The organism is Paraburkholderia sp. 2C (genome assembly GCF_054589215.1).
Genome location: NZ_BAAILL010000038.1, coordinates 47,651 through 68,133, shown reverse-complemented (window position 1 = coordinate 68,133; position 20,483 = coordinate 47,651). Strand labels below are relative to the sequence as shown.

The 20,483-nt window shown below is 64.4% G+C and carries 19 protein-coding genes; 11 read left to right on the top strand and 8 right to left on the bottom strand.

Annotated features, from left to right (window positions below; genetic code table 11):
• Positions 1-10: 10 nt before the first annotated feature.
• The 3 genes from ACYPXD_RS17485 to ACYPXD_RS17475 all read right to left on the bottom strand — a co-directional run bounded on the left by ACYPXD_RS17485 (position 11) and on the right by ACYPXD_RS17475 (position 1,965).
• Positions 11-592, bottom strand: a complete 582-nt coding sequence (locus tag ACYPXD_RS17485; protein WP_459713796.1) for a Fur family transcriptional regulator — start codon at positions 590-592, stop codon at positions 11-13.
• Between the two features lie 34 nt (positions 593-626).
• Positions 627-1,253: a glutathione S-transferase family protein gene (locus ACYPXD_RS17480; RefSeq protein ID WP_459713794.1), complete on the bottom strand. Its 627-nt coding sequence runs from the start codon at positions 1,251-1,253 to the stop codon at positions 627-629.
• Between the two features lie 85 nt (positions 1,254-1,338).
• Positions 1,339-1,965: a glutathione S-transferase family protein gene (locus tag ACYPXD_RS17475; protein ID WP_459713792.1), complete on the bottom strand. Its 627-nt coding sequence runs from the start codon at positions 1,963-1,965 to the stop codon at positions 1,339-1,341.
• Positions 1,966-2,304: 339 nt separating this feature from the next.
• On the opposite strand from ACYPXD_RS17475, the gene ACYPXD_RS17470 reads away from it, so the two are divergent.
• The gene (locus ACYPXD_RS17470; RefSeq protein WP_459713790.1) at positions 2,305-4,002 is read left to right on the top strand and encodes an ATP-binding domain-containing protein; all 1,698 of its coding nucleotides are present in this window, start codon (positions 2,305-2,307) and stop codon (positions 4,000-4,002) included.
• On the opposite strand, the gene ACYPXD_RS17465 is transcribed toward ACYPXD_RS17470, so the two are convergent.
• Positions 3,980-4,927 (bottom strand): phosphoribosyltransferase, encoded by a 948-nt coding sequence (locus ACYPXD_RS17465; RefSeq protein WP_459713788.1) that lies wholly within the window; start codon positions 4,925-4,927, stop codon positions 3,980-3,982. The genes ACYPXD_RS17470 and ACYPXD_RS17465 overlap by 23 nt on opposite strands.
• Before the next feature lie 324 nt (positions 4,928-5,251).
• Here ACYPXD_RS17465 and ACYPXD_RS17460 point away from each other — a divergent pair, with 324 nt between their 5' ends.
• Together ACYPXD_RS17460 and ACYPXD_RS17455 are read left to right on the top strand one after the other, a co-directional pair.
• Positions 5,252-5,671, top strand: coding sequence for a putative pterin-binding protein (locus ACYPXD_RS17460; RefSeq protein WP_459713785.1), 420 nt, complete (start codon positions 5,252-5,254; stop codon positions 5,669-5,671).
• On the top strand, positions 5,641-7,536 hold the full coding sequence (locus ACYPXD_RS17455) for an ATP-binding response regulator (protein WP_459713782.1): 1,896 nt from the start codon (positions 5,641-5,643) through the stop codon (positions 7,534-7,536). The genes ACYPXD_RS17460 and ACYPXD_RS17455 overlap by 31 nt, the downstream gene beginning before the upstream one ends.
• A gap of 27 nt (positions 7,537-7,563) precedes the next feature.
• Here the strand turns inward: ACYPXD_RS17455 and ACYPXD_RS17450 are convergent, their stop codons facing one another.
• Together ACYPXD_RS17450 and ACYPXD_RS17445 are read right to left on the bottom strand one after the other, a co-directional pair.
• Positions 7,564-8,421, bottom strand: coding sequence for a helix-turn-helix domain-containing protein (locus tag ACYPXD_RS17450; protein ID WP_459713780.1), 858 nt, complete (start codon positions 8,419-8,421; stop codon positions 7,564-7,566).
• 267 nt (positions 8,422-8,688) lie between these two features.
• On the bottom strand, positions 8,689-9,423 hold the full coding sequence (locus ACYPXD_RS17445) for a FadR/GntR family transcriptional regulator (RefSeq protein WP_459713777.1): 735 nt from the start codon (positions 9,421-9,423) through the stop codon (positions 8,689-8,691).
• Between the two features lie 194 nt (positions 9,424-9,617).
• On the opposite strand from ACYPXD_RS17445, the gene lhpH reads away from it, so the two are divergent.
• From lhpH to ACYPXD_RS17425, 4 genes are all read left to right on the top strand, one after another.
• Positions 9,618-10,625, top strand: a complete 1,008-nt coding sequence (lhpH, locus tag ACYPXD_RS17440) for a trans-3-hydroxy-L-proline dehydratase (RefSeq protein WP_459713774.1) — start codon at positions 9,618-9,620, stop codon at positions 10,623-10,625.
• A 98-nt stretch (positions 10,626-10,723) separates the two neighbouring features.
• The gene (gene lhpI / locus ACYPXD_RS17435) at positions 10,724-11,707 is read left to right on the top strand and encodes a bifunctional Delta(1)-pyrroline-2-carboxylate/Delta(1)-piperideine-2-carboxylate reductase (protein WP_459713772.1); all 984 of its coding nucleotides are present in this window, start codon (positions 10,724-10,726) and stop codon (positions 11,705-11,707) included.
• A gap of 320 nt (positions 11,708-12,027) precedes the next feature.
• Positions 12,028-13,512 carry a glucose-6-phosphate dehydrogenase gene (gene zwf / locus ACYPXD_RS17430; RefSeq protein ID WP_459713770.1) on the top strand — a complete coding sequence of 495 codons (1,485 nt, stop codon included), beginning with the start codon at positions 12,028-12,030 and terminating at the stop codon, positions 13,510-13,512.
• A 148-nt stretch (positions 13,513-13,660) separates the two neighbouring features.
• Entirely contained in the window at positions 13,661-14,707 is a 1,047-nt protein-coding gene (locus ACYPXD_RS17425) for an STAS-like domain-containing protein (protein ID WP_459713766.1), read from the top strand.
• Positions 14,708-14,807: 100 nt separating this feature from the next.
• On the opposite strand, the gene ACYPXD_RS17420 is transcribed toward ACYPXD_RS17425, so the two are convergent.
• On the bottom strand, positions 14,808-15,767 hold the full coding sequence (locus tag ACYPXD_RS17420; protein ID WP_459713764.1) for a LysR family transcriptional regulator: 960 nt from the start codon (positions 15,765-15,767) through the stop codon (positions 14,808-14,810).
• Between the two features lie 693 nt (positions 15,768-16,460).
• Between ACYPXD_RS17420 and ACYPXD_RS17415 the strand changes: the two genes are divergently transcribed.
• From ACYPXD_RS17415 to ACYPXD_RS17405, 3 genes are all read left to right on the top strand, one after another.
• A complete protein-coding gene (locus ACYPXD_RS17415; protein WP_459713894.1) occupies positions 16,461-17,378 on the top strand; it encodes an AraC family transcriptional regulator in 918 nt (305 codons plus the stop codon).
• Between the two features lie 142 nt (positions 17,379-17,520).
• Complete coding sequence (locus ACYPXD_RS17410; RefSeq protein WP_459713761.1) at positions 17,521-17,847, top strand: VOC family protein; 327 nt, start codon at positions 17,521-17,523, stop codon at positions 17,845-17,847.
• 132 nt (positions 17,848-17,979) lie between these two features.
• Positions 17,980-18,282, top strand: coding sequence for a putative quinol monooxygenase (locus ACYPXD_RS17405; protein ID WP_459713758.1), 303 nt, complete (start codon positions 17,980-17,982; stop codon positions 18,280-18,282).
• 6 nt (positions 18,283-18,288) lie between these two features.
• On the opposite strand, the gene ACYPXD_RS17400 is transcribed toward ACYPXD_RS17405, so the two are convergent.
• Complete coding sequence (locus tag ACYPXD_RS17400; protein WP_459713891.1) at positions 18,289-19,722, bottom strand: sensor domain-containing diguanylate cyclase; 1,434 nt, start codon at positions 19,720-19,722, stop codon at positions 18,289-18,291.
• A 338-nt stretch (positions 19,723-20,060) separates the two neighbouring features.
• Here ACYPXD_RS17400 and ACYPXD_RS17395 point away from each other — a divergent pair, with 338 nt between their 5' ends.
• Positions 20,061-20,450, top strand: a complete 390-nt coding sequence (locus tag ACYPXD_RS17395; protein ID WP_459713756.1) for an MAPEG family protein — start codon at positions 20,061-20,063, stop codon at positions 20,448-20,450.
• Positions 20,451-20,483 lie beyond the last annotated feature (33 nt).

Genomic DNA, 20,483 nt, shown 5'->3' with positions numbered 1-20,483 from the left:
GCGTCGTACTTCAGTTGCCGGCGGCCTGCGCCGCCTGGCATGCTGCGCACAGCCCTTTCAGCTCGATTTCCTCGCCGGCGAGACGGTAGCCCGCGTCTTCGACCTGTGCGATCAGCGCTTCGCGCAACTCCGGCTGATGCAATTCCGCAACGCTGCCGCATTGCTGGCACACCACGAGCATGCCGTGCTGGCATTGCGTCAGATCGTGGCAAACCGTGAACGCGTTGATCGATTCGATGCGGTGCACGAGGCCGGCCGCGAGCAGAAAATCCAGCGCGCGATACACGGTGGGCGGCGCCGAGCCGGGGTGAATCTGCCGCATGTCGTCGAGCAGCGAATAGGCTTTGGTGGCGCGTCCCGAGTTCAGCAACAGTTCGAGCACCTTGCGGCGGATCGGCGTGAGCTTTTCGCCACGCTCGCGGCAGTATTCGTCGGCAAGCGCGAGCGCCGCTTCGGACGAAGCGGGATGGCGATGCGCGGTGTGCGCGGCGTGCGTGGTGTGGGCACGTGCGCGGACGGCCGCGGGTTTCCCGGCGACCGTTTTCCCGGCGACCGGTTTTTCCGTCGCCGCTAATGCCTTTGCGGTTTTCATGTGCTGATTATAAAGGGCCGGCGCACGCGCCGATTCAGTCGAGTTTCACATCGAAACCGCGCTGCACCGCGGGCCGCTCGAACATCATCCGATACCAGCGGTGCACGTTCGGGTAATCGGCGAGATCGACCTTATGGCGTTCGTGGCGCCACGCCCAGCCGAGAATCGCGAAATCGGCGACGGACAGATCGCCCGCCACATATTCGGTTTTACCGAGGCGCGTATCGAGCACCGAATACAGCCGCCGCGTTTCCGCCGAAAAGCGCTTGAATCCGTACGCGCGGTCACTCTCCGATTGCAGCGCCGCAAAGTGATGCACTTGCCCTGGCATCGGACCGAAGCCGCCCATCTGCCACATCAGCCATTCGAGCACGGGCACGCGATCGCGCAGGCTCTTCGGCAGGAATTTGCCGGTTTTTTCGCCAAGATACAGCAGGATCGCGCCCGATTCGAACACGCTGATCGGCTGCCCGTCCGGACCTTGCGGGTCGACGATCGCCGGAATCTTGTTGTTCGGGCTGATGCGCAGAAATTCCTCCTGGAATTGCGCCTTGTTGCCGATGTCGATCGGCTTGACGGTATATGGCAGTTCCATTTCCTCGAGCGCGACGCTGATCTTGCGTCCGTTCGGTGTGGCCCAGGCGTAGAGCGTAATTGTCATATCGTGGTGACGCAGAAGAAATTCGAGGTGAGGCGCGTGTGCGCGTATTGATGTGTCGAGCTCGCGCGGCGGCGCATGATCTTCATCAGGTGAGCGGGAAATCGATGTATTTGCGGAAACCGGAGCGTGTCGCGAGGCGCGAATACCAGCGTTCGAGATTCGGCAACGACGGCCGCTCGACGCCTTCGAGGCCGAACCAGCGCTTCGCGTACGAACCGATCACGATATCGGCCAGCGTGAATTTTTCGCCTTCGATATAGAAGTGCTTTTGCAATTGCGCATCGAGCATCTTCCAGAGCACGCCGACCGCATCGAGGTCGGCGGCCAGTTTCGCGGCGTCGCGCTGTTCGGCAGGTGTGCGCACCACGGCAAGAAATACGGGACGTTCGGCCGGCACGAGCATCGCGAGTGTCCAGTCGAGCCAACGGTCGACGCTGGCGCGCGCTTTCGGATCGTTCGGATAGAGGCTGCTCGATTCGCCGTATTGCATCGCAAGATAGCGAAGCATGGCATGCGATTCCCACAGTACATAGTCGCCGTCGACAAGGGTCGGAATGCGGCCCGTCGGATTCATCGCGAGATAGTCGGGCGTGTCGTTGCGCCCGAACTGCAGGCCTGCGTCGATGCGGTCGTACGGCAGCACGAGCTCGTCGCAGCACCACAAAACTTTCTGAACGTTGACGGAATTGCTGCGTCCCCAGATTGTAATCACCGGCAAAATCCCTCTGCATGACAGGTTGGCAAGCCGCCCACACGCGCGGCGTTCAACGGTAACGATACACGAAGCCGAATCATCCGACTGCAGCTCGCAACAGGCCGCCGCGCGTTTTCCATCGCTCCGGCGCGGCGTGTGCGCTGCGTTTTCCGGCGCGTGTGCCTTGCATGGGCCGTGCATGGGCCGCGCTTGTGACGCACTCGTGACGCAACTCGTGACGCACTCGTGCCGCGCGCATGGACAGCGTTGGCGTCGTAGGCATTGCGTACAATGAGCGCTCGCCGCAAAACGCGGCATCGACAACGCTTCACGATTATTTTGACCACGAGGCATTGCATGGCCCGCATCGTTCCCGACGACTGGAAGCACGTCGCCGCCGCCGGCGCCGCCGCGCGCGAAATCGAAACGCTGAGGTTGCTCGAAGAGGCGCTGCCCGACGGCTACACCGTTTATCACGGCGTGCACTGGACGCGCGTCAATCAGGGCTTTTCGGTGTTCGGCGAAGCGGACTTCGTGATCGTCGCGCCGTCGGGGCGCGTGATGATCGTCGAACAGAAAACGGGTTTTCTGCGCGAAACGCCGAAGGGTCTCGTCAAGGCGTACCTGCAGACCGAACGTAACGTGGCGATTGCGCTGGCGCGCACGATTGAAGGGCTGCATCGGCGTTTTACGGCAGCTTTCGGCACGGGTGCGTATTTCATCGAAGGCCTGCTGTACTGCCCCGATCATGCGGTGAAAGATGCGGCGATCGCCGGCGTGGACCCGGCGCGTATCGTCGACGCGACGCGCAAGGACCGGCTCGCGGCGATTATCCGCGCAGCGCTGCCGGCCGACGAGCCGCGTTTGCCGTGCGCGGCGAAGATCCATCACTTTCTCTCCGACGAACTGTCGCTGACGCCCGACGCGAGCGCGCTGGTCGGTCAGGCGGGCACGCTCGTCACGCGGCTCGCGGGCGGCCTTGCGACCTGGGCGCGCCGCCTCGAATTCACGCCGTTCCGGCTGCGCGTAATCGGCACGGCCGGCTCGGGCAAGACGCAGCTTGCGGTGCAGGTGATGAACGACGCGGTCGCGCGCGGCGAGCGGCCGCTTTATGTGTGCTTCAACCGGCCGCTGGCCGATCACATCGCGCGCGTCGCGCCGCCCGAAGCGAAGGTCGCGAACTATCACCAGCTATGCGACTGGATCGCGCGCGACAGCGGCCGCACGCCGGACTTCGCCGCGCCCGACGTGTTTGCGCAGCTCGAAACGGTATTCGCGCAGACGCCGATCGATGCGCGCTGGCAATACGACGTGCTGATCGTCGACGAAGGGCAGGACTTTCGCGAGGCATGGGTGCCCGCGCTCGAGCGTGTGCTGCGCCCGGGCGGCGCCTGGTGGTGGCTCGAAGATCCGCTGCAGAACCTTTACATGCGCGAGCCGGTGGCGCTGCCGGGCTGGACCGTGCTGAAGGAATCGACGAATTACCGCAGCCCGCGCGACATTCTCGAGTATCTGCGCGACGTGGTCGGCGCATCGGCGCCGCATGCGGCCGGGCTCACGGCGGCCAGCCCGTTCGACGGCTCCGACATTGCGCTATCCACCTACGACGAAGCGCAGGCTGCCGTGAGCTGCGTCGATGCGACCAAGCGCGCGATTACGCAAGCGCTGTCGCTCGGGTTTCGCAAGCAGGACATCGTCGTGTTGTCGTTTCGCGGGCGCGAAGGCTCGGTGCTCGCGTCGCTCGATCAGCTGGGGCCGCATCGCGTGCGCAGCTTCACGGGCAAATACGATCTGTTCGGCAGCCCCGAGTACCGCGACGGCGACGTGCTGCTCGAATCGATCTACCGCTTCAAGGGGCAGGCCGCGCCATGCGTGATTCTCACGGAAGTCGACTTCGACGCGTTCGACGGGCGCAGTGCGAGAAAGCTGTTCGTCGGCGCCACGCGCGCGACGATGAAGCTGATCGTCGTGGCGTCGCAGCGCGCCGCGCGGTATCTGCAGTTGGGCGAAGAAGCAGCGGAGACGGCCGCCATCAACCCCAGCGCGACGCATTGACGAGCGTGCCCGAACGCGTCCCGGCATCCCACCAGATCACGCGCAGCAGCGGCGCAGCCTGCGCAATGCGCAGCGCCTGCACCGGATCGCTTTCGATGAAATGCGTCACGCCGCAGCGCAAGGCGGCCGCGGCCTTGTGCGCGGCGGCGCCCAGCGCGGTTTCGTTATGCCGGTCGGGCACGCGCATCACGAGTTCGAGGTGCCCGAATCCGTGCCGTTCGAGCCACGCGCGCGTGCGGTCGAGGTCGGTCTGCGGCCGGCCTGTGATGACTGCGCGGACATGCTGCAGGTCGATGCCGGGCAGCGCCTCGTACGGTTGCAGCGCATCGCGTTCGGCGAGCGCGGCGGCCAGGTCCGCGTCATAGCGCGTGAGCGGCACATCCGGTAGCAGAATGCCGTCGAGGTCGATCGCGTAGGTCGCGTACTCGTGGTCGTGCGCCATCGCCTTCGCGGCGCCGGCTTCGACCTGCAGCCAGTCCTCGCGATAGCCCTCGGTGTGCGCCTGGCGTTCCCACGGGAACAGCGCGAAATAGCCGCTCGCATCGTTCGCGAAGTCGGGGCGGATGCGGCTCAGCTCGTCGAAAGCGCCTGTCAGCGTCTTGACGACGAGTCCGTGCTGTTCGAGAAACGCGATGCAGTCCACCAGCGTGAAGCCGCGGCCCGCGATGTCTTCGCATAGCAGCACTTTCGAACCGGGCGACGGCAGCGGCAGCGAGGAATCCCACGTGACATGGCGCGCGCGGCGGTCGTAGCTGAGGAACGCGACCGGCACGCCGATGCTGTGCGACGCCATCAGCGCAAGCGGCGCACCGCCGCGCAGGATGCCGATGGCGGCCGAAAACCCTTCTGCCAGCAAGGCTGGCTGCAACGATTCGATCCAATGGTCGAGCTGTTCGTAAGTCAGCGGAAGAACGGGCTTTTTCATGGCTGGCGTTCGATTGCGTTCAGTGGCGCGAAGTTGGAAGAGGGCCGATGGGTCGATACGTATGCGCCGCCGGCGTGACGGCTTTTTCGGGATGGAGGCGATATTATGCATGCGGTTCACCGAATGCGCGCTTCGGATCGCGCTTCGCGTGGGGCGAGGCGCACGGTGGATCACCACGAACAACGGAAAAGTACAGGCCAGGTCATGCGGGAAGACGATGGGACAGAGCGGTATTCGCGCCGCCGGGGGGTCGCTGCAATACGTCACAAGCTGATATTTGCGATACTCGGATGCTGCACGGCCGCGGCGGCCCATGCGACGCCGATGGCGCTCGACGTCACGGGCAAGATCGCCAACACGACGGACAGCGCGCATCGCGTATTTCATTTTTCGGAAGCGCAGATTCTCGCGTTGCCGAGGCACTCGATTTCGACGTCGACCTCATGGACGCCAAAATCGACCTTCACGGGCCCGCTGCTCGCGGATATCCTGAAAGAGGTGGGCGCGTACGGCGAGCGCATCGAGGTGCACACCTACGACGACTACATGTACACGGTGCCCGTGTCCGATACCGATCGCTACGGTGTGATCGTCGCGTACAGCATGAACGGCCAGCGGCTCAAGATCCGCGATTTCGGACCGCTTTTTCTCATTTATCCGCGTGACGCGTACCCGGCGGAACTGACCGGCGCGGCCACGGATGCGAAATTCGTATGGCAGATCAAGGCATTGATCATCAGGTGACGGGGCGGCCGGCGATCGGGCGGTCGTCGATGCGCCGTGCGCGGCATCTGTGGCGGCGGCGCATCGTCTATGCGCTGATCTGGCTGATGGCGCTCGCCGCGCCGACCGCGGCGATCGGCTACCTGCTGTACGCGACGCTGCTGAGCCCGCGCGTGACGCAGCTCGCGGATTCCTACGACGGCGTCTACTGGGACGCCGCGCAATTGCAGATCGCCTATGCGCGGCTCGAAAGCCAGCTGCTGCAATACGAAACCGGCATCGACGGCAACTACGCGCAGCTTCGGCTGCAATACCACGTGCTGCAGTCGAAGCTGCGCGTGATGGCCGGTTCGACGCGCCAGCTCGCCGGCAAGGCGGCGCACACCGACGAGCAGCAGCGTGAAATAGCGGCGCTCGCCGCGATGCTCGACGCGCTCGAGCCGACGCTCGATGCGCTGCCGCACGATCCGATGCTTGCCGACAAGCTCGTGCTCGAACTGCGCCGCCATTGGGAAGAGATCAACCATCTCGCGCTCTCGCGCCGTTTTTCCGAAGTCGCGAACCGCGCGGCGTTCAATACCGATTTCGTCGCGAAGCGGCGCATGCTGTTCATGGCTGGCCTCGTGCTGCTGTTGCTGTCGGCGGCGGCGAGCGTGCAGCTCGTCGTCAACGCGCGGCGGCGCACCAAGCTCATCAGGCAACAGCGCGCGGCGCTCGAAGCCGAGCACCAGGCCGCGCGCGCGGCGCGCGAGGCGAGCCTCGCGAAGGACGCCTTTCTCGGCATGATCAGCCATGAGTTGCGCACGCCGTTGCACGCGATCGTGTCGTCGATCGAACTGCTCGGCTTCAACTTCCACTCCGAGGCCGATCGCAAGGTCATCCGCCGTCTCGAATCGGCCGCGCGCCAGCTCGAAACGCAGATGAAGGACCTGACCGACTACGCGCGGCTCGGCGCGGGCAAGCTCGAGTTGCGCGACGAGCAGTTCGATCCGCGCGAACTGCTCGGGTCGGTCGTCGACGAAAGCGAGCCGGCGGCGAATGCACGCGGCCTCGAATTCTCCAGCAGCGCAAGCGGGGTGAGCGGCCTCGTCGAATCGGACCCGCACCGGATCCGCCAGATCGTCACGAATCTTGTGACGAATGCGATCCGCTACACCGAAAGGGGCGCGGTCACATTGCGTTTCGAGCAGCAAGGCGAGGCGCTCGTGATCGTGGTCCGCGATACCGGGCCGGGCGTGCCGAGTGCGCAGATTCCGTTGATCTTCAAGGAGTTCACGCGGCTCGACGAATCGCGTGCGCGACGCTTCGACGGCGCGGGGATGGGGCTCGCGATCGTGCAGGGGCTGGTTGACCTGTTCGGCGGCAAGCTCGCGGTCGATAGCCGGGTCGGTGCGGGCACGACGTTTACCGTGACGATTCCGGTGAAGCCGGTCGCGCCGCCGGCCGCGGCCAGCATTGCCGCGCGTGCGCAGCGGCGCGGCGCGCGCCCGCGCGTACTGGTGGTGGACGACAACCAGCTGGTACGCGAATCGCTGTGCGAGATGGTCAAGCATATGGGCTACGAAGGCGCGGCGGTCGGCGGCGCGGATGCCGCATTCGCTTGGCTCAAGACGCACCCGTGCGAACTGATCCTGCTCGACCTGCAGATGCCGGACAAGGACGGCTACGCGTTTATCGGCGAGTTCAACGCGCACGACGCGCGTGCGCGCAGCGTGCCGGTCATCGCGGTAACCGCTTACGCGCCCGAATTGCAGACGCACGGCGCGGCGCCTCTTTTCTTCGACTATCTGACGAAGCCCGTGCACTACGATGTGCTGCACGCGGCGGTGCATCGTGCGCTTGCCACGCAAGGAAGGACGGCGGGCGGTGCGGCCGCGGTTGCGTGACGCGCGGTTGCGTCACCGGCGGTCGCGTTACTGCAACCGCCGCAGCCGCTTCGACAGATCGGCCACCAGAATCGCCATGCGCGCGGGCTTCTCGTAGCACGCGACATCGAATGCGCGCACGATCTCGCTGATATCGGACTCGCTGGCCTTGCCCGTCAGCAGTTCGCCAGTCAGCACGAAGATCGGCGCGTCCGGATTCTCCGACGCGCGCACCGCGCGAATCGCGTTGGCCGACGTCTGATCGCCGAACAGCCAGTCGATCACCACGCCGTCGAATACTTGTGTCTGCAACGATTCGCTGAACGCCGCGAGGCCGTAGATCGCGACGGCCGCGAAGCCGTTGCGCTCGAGATAGTCGCGCAGATTGTCGGCCGAGGCGTGATCGTCGTCGACCACCGCGATCAGCGGCTTGTCGGTCTCGGCGCGGCGCGGGTAGATCTCGATCTTGTGGACTTCGAACGCGTTCTGATAAAGCGCGCCGTCGCAGCGCACGACGCGCCACTGGTCGTGCTTCGACCACGCGATGAACTCGTGCCGGCTGCCCGGCTCGACCGGTGCGCCGACCCAGGCGGTACACGCGATCTCAGCCGTGCCGACGCTGAAGAGCGCCTCCTGCGCCGTTGCGCCGACCATGCCCGGATCGAGCGATTGCGCGCCGAACAGCTGGGCGGCGGGCTCGCCGAACACTTCAGCGACTTTCCTGATCTGCGATAGGGTCCATGGGCTGTTGCCGCGCAGTTTGCGGTGGCCCTGCGAGAAACTCAGGTCCAGGATGCGGCACAACTCGCTGGTTTGCTGGCGCTTGGCAATGCCATGCCGGCTCATCAGTTCGCGCACGCGTTCGGCAACAGCGAGAGAGTCAGCGGAGAGAGCGTCGTTGGACATGCTGGATGTTTGTTCAGTCGTCGAGTTATTCATTGGGCATCGTGCGCCTCACGTATTCTAACGAGGAAGTGCATGCGAATTGCATCAGGATGACTACGGGATTGACGCGTAAATGCTGGCGCCGATAAGACGAAGTACTCCCTTCACTTCGTTGCAGTCATGCGAGGTGCGCGCGTGGGCCAGTCACCTGAGTGCGCTCATGTGGGTGCGCTCAGGTGGGCGTGCTTATGTGGGTGCGCTCATGTGGGCGTGCTCATTTGGGTGTGCTCATTTGGGTGTGATATCCCGGCGCACGCGCATGATGTGCTGCTCGACATAAAACGCCGCGGCATCGCCATCTCCATTGACGATCGCCTCGTAGATCAACCTGTGCTCGGATACATACAGACGGATGCGGCCGATATCGTAAATCGCGTCGTCCTTCAGGCGCTTCCACAACGGCTGGTTCATTGCTTTCGCAACTTCATCGGCGATCTTCACGAACAGCGCGTCGCCGGTCATGATGGCCAGCTGACGGTGAAACAGCCGGTCGCTGTCGTTCCACAGCGCGCGTTGCGCGGCATCGGTGACATCGGTCAGCGAGTCCATCTGCGCGAGATAGTGCTCGGCGATCTCGTGGCGCTGCGCCTGCATGGCCGCGCGTCGCGCGATGGCGGGCTCCAGCACGAGACGCACATCGAGCGCGGAAGTCGGGCTGAAGTCCGCGTCGGCGCCGAACGTCGAGCCGCCGCCCGGCGCCGTGGCGAGCCGCTGCAGCGCATCGGCGCAGACGTAGGTGCCGGAATTGCGCCGCGTGAGCACGAGCCCTTCGTTCTGCAGCGCGCCGATGGCCTCGCGCACGGCGGGCCGCCCGACGCTGAAGCGCGCCGCGAGGTCGCGTTCGGACGGCAGACGCGACTCCGGCGCGAACTGGCCGTTGCGGATATCGACGCGCATCCGCTCGGCGACCTGCTCGTAGATCTGCTTGGGGCGAAACGGGTTATCGGGCGGCAGCAAGGTCATGACCGGGAGCGCGCCGCTGGACTGATCCGGAATTGAACCAGTTCGACGCGATATTTTTGAAATTGGTTGATACGGAACCAAAGCTGGTCTACATTCAGCGCCAGTATAGAACAGTCTGAGTCGGAGACAACAATGGTCTGCATAAAGGATCATTCGTCGGCATTGCCACAAGCAATGCAGGGAGCCGGGAATCCATGAAACTGAATCGCGTGATCAGCACGGTCGAAGTGCATACCGCGGGCGAGCCGTTTCGCATCGTTACGAGCGGTCTGCCGAAAATCCCCGGCAAAACCATCGTCGAGCGGCGTACCTGGCTCAAGGAGCACGCCGATCATCTGCGCCGCGCGCTGATCTTCGAGCCGCGCGGCCACGCCGATATGTACGGCGGGTATCTGACCGACGCGGTCAGCGAGGGCGCCGACTTCGGCATCATCTTCGTTCACAACGAGGGGTACAGCGACCATTGCGGGCATGGCGTGATCGCGCTGGCGACGGCAGCCGTGTCGCTCGGCTGGGTCGAGCGCACCGAGCCGGAGACGCGTGTGGGCATCGATGCGCCGTGCGGGTTTATCGAAGCGTTCGTCAAATGGGACGGCACGCATGCGGGCAGCGTGCGCTTCGTCAATGTGCCGTCGTTTATCTGGGCGCGCGACGTGACGGTGCGCACGCCGAGTTTCGGCGAGGTGCGCGGCGATATCGCGTTCGGCGGCGCGTTTTACTTTTACACGTCGGGCGCGCCATTCGAGCTCGCGGTGCGCGAATCGGAAATCGACCGGTTGATCCGCTTCGGCGCCGAAGTGAAGCGCGCGGCAAACGATGCGTTCAGGGTCGAGCATCCGCATATTACTGAAATCAACCACGTGTACGGCACGATCATCGATAACGCGCCGCGTCACGCGGGCTCGACGCAGGCGAACTGCTGCGTGTTCGCGGACCGCGAGGTCGACCGGTCGCCGACGGGTTCGGGCACGGCCGGGCGTGTGGCCCAGCTTTATCTGCGCGGGCAGTTGAAAGAGGGCGAGACGCTCGTCAACGAATCGGTGATCGGCACGATCTTCCGCGGACGGGTGCTGCGCGAGACGAAGCTCGACCGCTTCGATGCGGTGATTCCGGAAATCGAAGGCGATGCGTACATTTGCGGATTCGCGAACTGGATTGTGGACGAGCGCGATCCGTTGTCGTATGGGTTCCTGGTGCGCTGAGGCGCCGCGCCATCCGCTCATGTCTTGAATCGCATCGCGAGTCATGTCCCGCATCACAACGCGAACCATCGACCCGTCCCGACGGAGGCTTTATCGATATGCCGAACAGCCTGTCCACGCCGCTCTTCGACGCCGCCGAGACCGCGCGGCTTACGCCCTGGCCGGCGCTGGTCGATGCCCTGGCCACTGCCGTCGTCGACTACACGGAGAAGCGCATTGCGAGCCCGGAGCGGCTCGTCGTGCCGCTCAACGACGGCGGCGTGCTGCTGTCGATGCCGGCGACCGCGCCGGATCTTGCGATCCACAAGCTCGTCAACGTGTGCCCGCGCAATCGCGAGCGCGGCCTGCCGACCATTCATGGCCAGGTGATGGCCATCGAGCCCGACACCGGCGAGACGCTGTTCATCCTCGATGGCCCCACGGTGACGGGCCGCCGCACTGCCGCGATGACGATGCTCGGGGTGCGCACGCTAAGCCGCGCGGCGCCGCGCGATGTGCTGCTGATCGGCACCGGCACGCAGGCGGCGAACCATCTCGAGGCATTGCGCGCGCTGTATCCGGACGCGCTCGTGCGTGTGCGCGGCAGCTCCCCGGCGCGCTCGCGCGCGTTCTGCGACGAACATGCGGCGAGGCTGCGGACGAAGGCGGGGGCGCCGGCGTCCCGGCTGCAGCCGCTCGACGACACGACCGTGCCCGATTCGGTCGATCTGGTCATCGCGCTGACGACGAGCCGCGCGGCCGTCTACGACGAAGCGCCGCGCGCGGGGCGGCTCGTGGTCGGCGTCGGCGCGTTCAAGCCCGATATGGCGGAGCTCGGCGCGCGGACGCTGCACGGCAGCGCGTTGTTCGTTGACGACCCGGCCGGTGCGAAGCATGAGGCGGGGGATCTGATTCAGGCGGGCGTGGACTGGGCAACCGTGGCGGGGATCGTGGTTGCATTGGGAGCGGCGGCGCATCCGGCATCGCACGCGACCGGCGCCGCTGTCGACGACAGCGCACCGCGCGTCTTCAAGACCGTCGGCTGCGCGGCGTGGGATCTTGCGGCGGGTCGTGTCGCTCGCGGCCTGCTGAACGCGGGCTAACCGGACCGCCGTACGGGCTGCACAAGCCTGCGGCGCACCCCGTCCGCACGCGCCTTCCATCCATCCCGAGCCTTCGCGCACGACCGTTCACTATCCAGGCCCGGCCGCGCCCAACGTGCAAACAACGCGAAAACGTTGCACCATAGGCGTCTCACGAAAAACGCCGCGGCCGGACACCGGACGCCGGAGACCCAACCCGGCGGCTAACCACCGGGTCCGCAGGTCCGCCGGACCCTCAAGCCGTCACGCCGGGCACACCCGCCGCGTTTCTCGCTGATCCAGTTCTTCGACCGCTGCTTCTTATTTGGTGCGACCGCGCTATGACGACATCCAACGCTCCCGCTACGCCGGACCTTCCGCTCGACATGATCATCTTCGGCGGCGCCGGCGACCTGTCCGCCCGCAAGCTGCTGCCCGCGCTGTTTATGGCGCATTCGCACGGCAATCTGCCCGCCGACACGCGCATTCTCGCGATCGGCCGCCGCGACTGGACGCGCGAACAATACGTGGGCTGGATGGAAGAACATTCGAAGCCGTTTATCGAACGCAAGGCGCTCGACGCGGCCGCGTGGGACAAATTCCTGGCGCTGTTCGATTACGTGCTCGTCAATGTCGACCAGGCCGAAGACTATGCGCGCCTCGCCCAGGCGTCGCGCGAGGGTGCGCAGCGCATCTTCTACCTCGCGACCTCGCCGGATTTGTTTACGACGATCTGCGACAACCTCTCGGCGCACTCACTGGTGGACGAGCACTCGCGCGTCGTGCTCGAAAAGCCGCTCGGTCACGATCTCGCATCGGCGCAGGCGATCAACAACGCGGTCGGCAAGCATTTCGCCGAGCCGCAGATCTACCGGATCGATCACTACCTCGGCAAGGAGACTGTGCAGAACCTGATGGTGCTGCGCTTCGGCAATGCGATCTTCGGCCCGCTGTGGCAGGCGCCGTATATCCGCAGCGTGCAGATCACGGTGGCGGAGACGGTCGGCGTGGGCAGTCGCGCGGGCTTCTATGACCAGACCGGCGCGATGCGCGACATGGTGCAGAACCACTTGCTGCAGTTGCTGTGCATCGTCGCGATGGAACCGCCGGTGTCGCTCGATCCCGACGCCGTGCGCGACGAGAAGCTGAAGGTGCTGCGCTCGCTGCGCCCGATGACCGCTGAAGACATTTCGCGCGACACCGTGCGCGGCCAGTACACGGCGGGCGCCGTCGGCGGCGAGCCGGTGAAGGGGTATCTCGAAGAAGATAACGTGCCGCAAGGCAGCCACGCCGAAACCTTCGTCGCATTGCGCGCGCATATCAACAACTGGCGCTGGGCGCATGTGCCGTTCTTCCTGCGCACGGGCAAGCGCATGGCGAAGAAGGTGTCGGAGATCGTCATCGAGTTCGCGGATCTGCCGTTCTCGATCATGCCGAACAGCCCGTGCGGTCCGCGCAGTTGCGGCAACCGGCTCGTCATCCAGCTGCAGCCGGCCGAGTCGATCCAGCTGCAGATGCTCGCGAAGGAACCGGGCAGCGGCATGCGCACGTTGCCGGTGAACCTGAATCTCGATCTCGAGCAGGCGTTCACGGGCCGGCGCGCGGAAGCGTACGAGCGCTTGCTGATCGACGTCGTGCGCGGGCGCCTCACGCACTTCATGCGCCGCGACGAACTGGAGGCCGCATGGGCCTGGGCCGATCCGATCATCGAAGGCTGGAAGCGCGCCGGCGACCGGCCGCGGCCGTACACGGCCGGCACGTTCGGGCCGGGCGCCTCGACTGCGCTGGTGACGCGGGAAAATATGGTCTGGTCGGAAGAGACTTGACTGTTTGAAGCGGAAAACGAGGGAGTAAAGGCCGAGCCCTTGTGGGCTGGGCCAGCGTGAACGACGCTTGATGACGCGTCCCTAAGGTTGACAATAAAATCCCTAAGGTTGACAATAAAATTGATTAAGGTTGTCAAAGGGCCGCGCAGTGAGTACGAGAGTCCGACCACAAGGCGAGCAGGTCCGCAGTTTCCTGCTCGAACACATTGAATCGCATCAGGGCGATGTCGTTGCGCTCACGGCGGATCACTTCTCGATCAGTCGCCAGGCCGTGAACAAGCACCTGCTTGTCCTGCGCGAGCAAGGCGCGATTGTCAAAGAAGGCAATACGAGAGATGCGCGCTACAGGCTCGTCACGCTGTGGTCAGAGAGCTTTCGGTTTCTGTTGACACCGGAACTCGAGGAGGACCTGATCTGGAGCGAAGTCGTAAAGCCCATCATCGAACCCCTTCCAGCCAATGTGCTCAATATATGGCACCACGGCTTTACAGAAATCTTCAACAACGCGATCGACCATTCCAGCGGAACCGCAGTTCTGGTGAAAACCACCCGAACCGCTGTATCCACGGAAATCATGGTTTCGGATGACGGCGTCGGCATCTTCAGAAAGATTCAGGCCGAATTGAGTCTGCTCGACGAACGGCATGCAATTTTCGAGTTGGCAAAAGGCAAGCTGACCACCGATCCACAGAATCACTCGGGCGAGGGGATTTTTTTCACGTCGCGCATGTTCGATCAGTTCGGCATTCTCTCTGGCGCACTTTATTTCGACCACCATAAGGATTCGTCAGAAGACGCGGTGATGGAACGCGAGGCTGCTGCACCCGGTACGTCCGTTTTTATGACATTGAGCAATAGGGCGACGCATACAACCAGAGAAATTTTCGACGACTACACCGAAAGCGACGACTACACTTTCGACCGGACCGTCGTGCCGGTTGATCTCGCCAGATACGGTGCGGACGAGTTGATTTCGCGGTCTCAGGCAAAACGGTTACTCGCCCGACTCGATTTGTTTAAAAGAGCGGTGCTGGATTTCCGAAACGTGGACATGATTGGACAAGCGTTTGCGGATCAGATCTTTCGCGTATTTGCGAATGAGCACCCGCAGATGGAGTTGCTGGCGATTAATACGAGCGCGGCCGTGCAGCAGATGATTTCGCGCGCTCGTGCACAGCGTGAAGCGGCTCAGTGACGCTCGGTGATGTTTAGCGCGCGGGGGTAGCTCCGTTCGACCAGCCAGGCTACCCCACAAGACCTTCAAGTCGATGCGATGGTTAATCGACCGATGCTTTTCACGCCGTATGCAACCCCCCACGCATCAACTCCCGCACGCGGGACATATCCGCTTCGACATGTCCCGCGTGCTCGAACAGCTCCGCGAGCCAGTCGACGAACGCCCGCACGCGCGGCGACACGCGGCGTCCCTTCACATAAGCGATCGAGACGCTGGTCGGCACCGGCTTCCACGCCGGCAGCACCTCGCGCAGCACGCCCGCGTCGAGCCACGGCTGCGCGGCGATGCGCGCCGGCTGGATCAGCCCGAGGCCCTGCAGGCCGCAGGTCAAGCACGCCTGCTCGTCGTTGACGTTGACGAAACCGTCGACCTTCACCGCGAGCGGACTGCCGTCCACTTCGAAATCGAAGCTGGCCGAGCGCTCGCTTTGACGCGCCGTGCAGTTTACCGCGACGTGCCGCGCGAGATCGTCGAGCGTCTCCGGTACACCGAAGCGTTCGAGATACGCCGGGCTCGCGCAGGTCACATGCTCGAGCGTGCCGAGGCGCCGCGCGGCCAGCCCCGAGTCGGGCAGGTCGCCGAGCTGGATGCTGCAATCGACGGCCTCGCCGACCAGATCGACGGTGCGGTGGCTTACGCCGATCGACAACTCGATGTTCGGGTAGCGCGTGTGGAAATCGTCGAGCGCCGGCAGCACGAGCGCGGTTGCGACCGCGCCCGGCATCTCGACGCGCAGCCGTCCGCTCGGGTTCGCGTCGGTCTGCCGCAGGCTCGCCTCCATTTCGTCGATGTCGGCGAGAATCTGCGCGCAGCGCTCGTAGTACGCGGCGCCTTCCGGCGTCAGGCTCAGACGCCGCGTCGTGCGGACCAGCAACGCGGTGCCAAGCAAGGCTTCGAGGTTCTGCATGATCGTCGTCGCGGTCGCGCGCGGCATGTTCAACGACTCCGCGGCGCGCGTAAAGCTATTCGTATCGACGATCCTGATAAAAGTGCGCATAGCCTGAATACGGTCAATCACGTGACTTCTCCTTCGGCACTGAGAGAGCAACCTGATAAAACATGCAGCAACGACGAGCGGCCGGCGCGCCTGTCGAAAAGGCACGCCGGCACTGCGGGGAAACCAGGGTTATGCCGCTGAACTGCGCGCGGCGGCTCATTGCGGTTAAGGGGCGTGGTGGCGAAACCGGGTGCTACCGCCCGTCGTGGTCATGTGAATCCCTGCGAGAGAGGCCCTGCAGCCGCGGCCTTCAACAGGCAGCGGACGTGCTTCGTTCGGGTTGGCGCGTTTCCGGCATCGGCATCGGAGCAGGCGTAGCTGAGGTACGCAATCGGCACGGTGAACGCTGCATGACGTGAATCGAAGCGTGAATCAAAGGTCTCTCGTCAGGGTTCCTATACTAAGGAGCGCGGGCATCTCAGGGAATACCTGAATGTCTTGAAAATTTGCCTATTTCTCGCGCCGTTGCACTCAACAGCCCATTTGGTGCTAGATTTCAAGCCTTATTCTGTTGCGTGCGAGAGTCGCGCTCGGCCGCTGTCCGCACCCGTCCGCACTATTTCGACGCAACGCCGTTTCACCTCAGGTATCGCGATGACCTCCGTTTCCGATTTCCCCGTTGTTTCCGCCACGGTTCTCTCCACTGTTCCCGCTTCGCGCGCCACGCCCGCCGCTCGTGCGGAGCCGCGTCCGGTGAGCCGCGCGCAGCGGCATATGGTCGAGCTGTTCGACCGCCTCGCGCCGACGGATGGCTTCACCTATTCGTGCGTCAACGGTGTGAAGCTGATGCGCGCAAGCCGGCCGATGCCGCGCCACCCCGTGATGTACGAGCCGAGCATCGTGATCGTCTGCCAGGGGCGCAAGCGCGGGTTTCTCGGCGGCCAGTCGTATGTGTACGATGCGCAGCAGTATCTCGTGCTGTCGGTGCCGCTGCCGTTCGAATGCGAGACCGAGGCCAGCGTCGAGGAGCCGTTCCTCGGCATTGCGATCGATGTCGATCTCGCGATGGTCGCCGAACTGCTGATGCTGCTCGAAGAGAGCCGTACCGACACGCACGAAGCGCCGCGCAGCATCTATTCGACGCCGCTCGACCCAACACTGTGCGATGCGGTCGAACGCCTGCTCGAAGCGCTTGCGGCGCCGCTCGATGCGCGCGTGCTGGCGCCGTCCATCGTCCGCGAAATCTGCTACCGCGTGCTGACGGGCGTGCAGGGCCACGCGATTCGCGCGGCGCTCACGCACCAGCAGCACTTCGGGCGCATTGCCAAGGCGCTGCGGCGCATCCATAGCGATTACGACCGCGCGCTCGACGTCGATACGCTCGCGCGCGAGGCGGGCATGAGTCTCGCGGTGTTTCACGCGCAGTTCAAGATCGTCACGTCGACCTCGCCGATGCAGTACGTGAAGACCACGCGCCTGCATCAGGCGCGCCTGCTGATGGTGCAGGACGGCGTCAATGCGAGCGTGGCGGCCGCGCGCGTCGGTTATGAAAGCGCGTCGCAGTTCAGCCGCGAATTCAAGCGGTTTTTCGGCCTCACACCCACCGATGAAGTGCGGCGCATGCGTGGCGCCCTCGAAGCACCGCCGGCGAGCATTGCGCCGCCGCCGCGGCATCTGGTCGAGGTGCGCTGATCGCCTTGCGCGTCGGGGCGCGCAACGCGCGCCCCGCGTCAAGCGGGTAATCGCTATACCATCTGTCCGCTTGACTGGTTAAAGCCGCGTGGCTTTCGTACGATGGTCTGCGCCGTCCCCATCCACGAAGAGGGAGAGACCGATGAAACGCTTTCATATCGCATTGGCCGTTGCCAACCTTGACGCCTCGATCGAAGACTACAACCGCCGGCTCGGGCAAACGCCTGCAGCGGTCGTGCCAGGCCGCTATGCCATGTGGCGCACGGGTCTGCTCAATTTTTCGATCAACGAGAACCCGCAGCGAGCGGGGCAGCTGCGTCATCTCGGCTTCGAAGACGACGATGCGGCGGCCTTTACAAGCACCGTCGACGTGAATGGTATTGAATGGGAGCAGTTTTCCGCGCGCGAGCAGGATCGCCGTATCGTCGAGATGTATGGCGTGCCGGTGCGATCCGAAGGCGGCGCGTAAGGAACGAGCGCGCGAAAAACGCTTCGAAAGCCGCGTCGAAAAGCGCGCTCATTGCCCGTCTCGCCATGGCTGCGCGCAATGCGCGACTATACTGCCTTGATCCCACGCAGCGTTTTCGCACAGGAGGTGCACATGGTCAAACTCGCGCTATACGTTCGTCTTGAAGCCAAGCCCGGCAAGGAAAACGAGGTCGAGCAATTTTTGCGCGGCGGCTTGCCGCTCGTCGAAGCGGAACCGGGCACGATCGCCTGGTTCGGCGTGCGGCTCGGTCCGTCGACGTTCGCGATTTTCGATGCATTCAACGATGAGGCCGGCCGGAATGCGCACCTGTCCGGCAAGGTCGCCGCGGCGTTGATGGAACGAGCGGGCGACCTGCTCGCCGAGCCGCCGAAGATCGAAAAGATCGACGTGCTGGCGGCGAAACTGCCGCACTGAAAGCGTCTACGGCTTGCTTGCGTCGCGCGCCCGCGCTTCATCGCTTGCATAAAGCGCGCGCTTGTCCTCGTACATCAGCAGGTCCGCGCGCTGCACGCCCGCTTCGAGCCGCTCGCCGCGCTGCACCGTCGCAGCGCCCATCGAGAAGCTCAGCGGCGTGCCCGGATAGAACTGGTTGTTGAGTTCCACCAGTTGCCGGATCGTGTCGATCATCGCCGCGCCGCCGCGTTCGTCGGTGCCGGGCAGCAGCACGGCGAACTCGTCGCCGCCGATGCGGGCGGCGACAAACGGTATCTCCATCGCCTTCGCCAGCACTTCGCCCGCGCGACGCAGCAGCGCGTCGCCGGCCGCGTGACCGAGCTGGTCGTTCACGCGCTTCAAGCCATTGAGGTCGGCCATGATGAGCGTCACCGGATACGGGCCCTTACGCTCGAGCCGGTTCAACTCGTCGACATAGAACGAGCGGTTGCGCAGCTTCGTCAGCACGTCGTGCTTGCCGAGGTACTCGAGGTACGCTTCGGCCTTCTTGCGCGCGGTGATGTCGGTGAGCGCGACCAGCACGAGGTCCCAGTTCTGTTCGTGGCCCGGCAGCACCGAGAACTGCAGGTGCACGTGCACTTCGTTCGCGTCGAGCGAGTAGTTGAGCACTTCGCGCTGCTGGAACAGCTTGCCGTCCCACAGGTCGATCAGCTGCTCGCGAAAATGCGGCCGCATATCGTCGCGGAACACGTCGGCGAGACGCGCCAGCAGCGTGTGCTTGTCAGGCGCGGCGAACATCTCTAGCGTGTGCTGGTTCACGTCCAGCACATGAATTTCCTGCATGCAGCGCTCGACGAATTCCGGATGGACATCGGTAAACGTGCGGAAATCGACGATGCCTTGCGCGCGCGCATCGTCGAGCTGGCGTTTCACCGCGCTGAAGTCCTCGACCCACAGCGACACCGGCGAATGTTCGAACAGCCCGCGCGCGTATTGCTCGGCATGCGAGATGCGCAGGCGCGTGCGTTCGAGTTCGGTGATGTCCTCGACCGACACGAGCACGCGGTCCCACAGCAGCGCGTGGCCCGGCAGCACCTGGCCCTTGAGCAGCACGTCGAGGCGCCGGCCGCCCAGCGTGTAGTTGACGGTCTGGCTCGTGAAGTGCGCCTGGCCGGCCCATAGCTGGCACAGTTCTTCGAGGTGCGTCTTCAGCATGTCGTCGCGGAATACGGCCGCGAGGTTGCCGGTCAGCTCGCCGAAGTCGGTGGCGTCGAACAGCGCGAGTGTCTTTCGGTTGACCTTGATCACGCGGATGTGGCCCGCGCATTCGGCGACGCGCGCCGGATTTGCTTTCAGGAAGGTGCGCAAGTCGGTCACGCCTTGCGCGCGCCAGTCGTCGAACAGCGCGCGTACGCCGCTGAAGTCTTCGAGCCACAGCGAGACAGGCGCCAGCTCGAACATATCGGCGTCGTCGCTCGGCGTGGCGTCGTCGTGCGTCAGCGGAGCGGCGGAGGCGGGGACAGGCGGGGAGGTCGGCATGGCAGCGTTGAAATCGTCGAAGCCGCTATTTTAAGATGCGCGGGGGCGTGTCAGAAAGCGGGGTAAGTTTGAGTATCTGTACACCGGAATAATCGTCCGGAGGGTGCCGCCTGAGTGAGCTACCCCAGCGGGCCACCTGAGCGAGCCACCTGAGTGCCCAACTGAGCGAGCCACTGAGCGAGCCACCTGAGCGCACAACTCGGCGCACAACCTGACCGCCATAACCAGCCTTATCACCAGAAGCCAGGGAAAACGAAAAGATGACCATCGAACTGACGCTGCTCGCGTGGACGCTCGTCCTCGCGCTGGTTCAGGTGCTGCTGCCCGCGCTGTTGCGCAACCGCGAGACCGGCATTGCGTACAACACGAGTGCGCGCGACGCACCGGGTGCGCCGGTCGGCAAGCTGTGCGGGCGGCTCATGCGCGCGCAGAGCAATCTGTTCGAGACGCTGCCCGTGTTCGCCGCCGCCGTGCTGATCGCCCACGTGGCCGGCCGCGACAATGCGCAGACGGCGCTGGGCGCGTGGCTCTATCTGATCGCGCGGGTGGTGTATGTGCCGCTCTACGCGGCCGGCGTGCCCTATGTCCGGTCGCTCGTATGGGTGGTGTCGCTAGCGGGTATCCTGCTGATTCTCGGCCGGCTGATCTGACGCCGGCCTTCCCACGATTGGAGTCTTGAACAA

Coding starts and splice junctions, on each gene's coding strand:
- ACYPXD_RS17485 (WP_459713796.1), bottom strand. CDS start 592: ATGAAAACCGCAAAGGCATTAGCGGCGACGGAAAAACCGGTCGCCGGG.
- ACYPXD_RS17480 (WP_459713794.1), bottom strand. CDS start 1,253: ATGACAATTACGCTCTACGCCTGGGCCACACCGAACGGACGCAAGATC.
- ACYPXD_RS17470 (WP_459713790.1), top strand. CDS start 2,305: ATGGCCCGCATCGTTCCCGACGACTGGAAGCACGTCGCCGCCGCCGGC.
- ACYPXD_RS17465 (WP_459713788.1), bottom strand. CDS start 4,927: ATGAAAAAGCCCGTTCTTCCGCTGACTTACGAACAGCTCGACCATTGG.
- ACYPXD_RS17460 (WP_459713785.1), top strand. CDS start 5,252: ATGGCGCTCGACGTCACGGGCAAGATCGCCAACACGACGGACAGCGCG.
- ACYPXD_RS17455 (WP_459713782.1), top strand. CDS start 5,641: ATGGCAGATCAAGGCATTGATCATCAGGTGACGGGGCGGCCGGCGATC.
- ACYPXD_RS17450 (WP_459713780.1), bottom strand. CDS start 8,421: ATGTCCAACGACGCTCTCTCCGCTGACTCTCTCGCTGTTGCCGAACGC.
- ACYPXD_RS17445 (WP_459713777.1), bottom strand. CDS start 9,423: ATGACCTTGCTGCCGCCCGATAACCCGTTTCGCCCCAAGCAGATCTAC.
- lhpH (WP_459713774.1), top strand. CDS start 9,618: ATGAAACTGAATCGCGTGATCAGCACGGTCGAAGTGCATACCGCGGGC.
- lhpI (WP_459713772.1), top strand. CDS start 10,724: ATGCCGAACAGCCTGTCCACGCCGCTCTTCGACGCCGCCGAGACCGCG.
- zwf (WP_459713770.1), top strand. CDS start 12,028: ATGACGACATCCAACGCTCCCGCTACGCCGGACCTTCCGCTCGACATG.
- ACYPXD_RS17415 (WP_459713894.1), top strand. CDS start 16,461: ATGGTCGAGCTGTTCGACCGCCTCGCGCCGACGGATGGCTTCACCTAT.
- ACYPXD_RS17410 (WP_459713761.1), top strand. CDS start 17,521: ATGAAACGCTTTCATATCGCATTGGCCGTTGCCAACCTTGACGCCTCG.
- ACYPXD_RS17405 (WP_459713758.1), top strand. CDS start 17,980: ATGGTCAAACTCGCGCTATACGTTCGTCTTGAAGCCAAGCCCGGCAAG.
- ACYPXD_RS17400 (WP_459713891.1), bottom strand. CDS start 19,722: ATGTTCGAGCTGGCGCCTGTCTCGCTGTGGCTCGAAGACTTCAGCGGC.
- ACYPXD_RS17395 (WP_459713756.1), top strand. CDS start 20,061: ATGACCATCGAACTGACGCTGCTCGCGTGGACGCTCGTCCTCGCGCTG.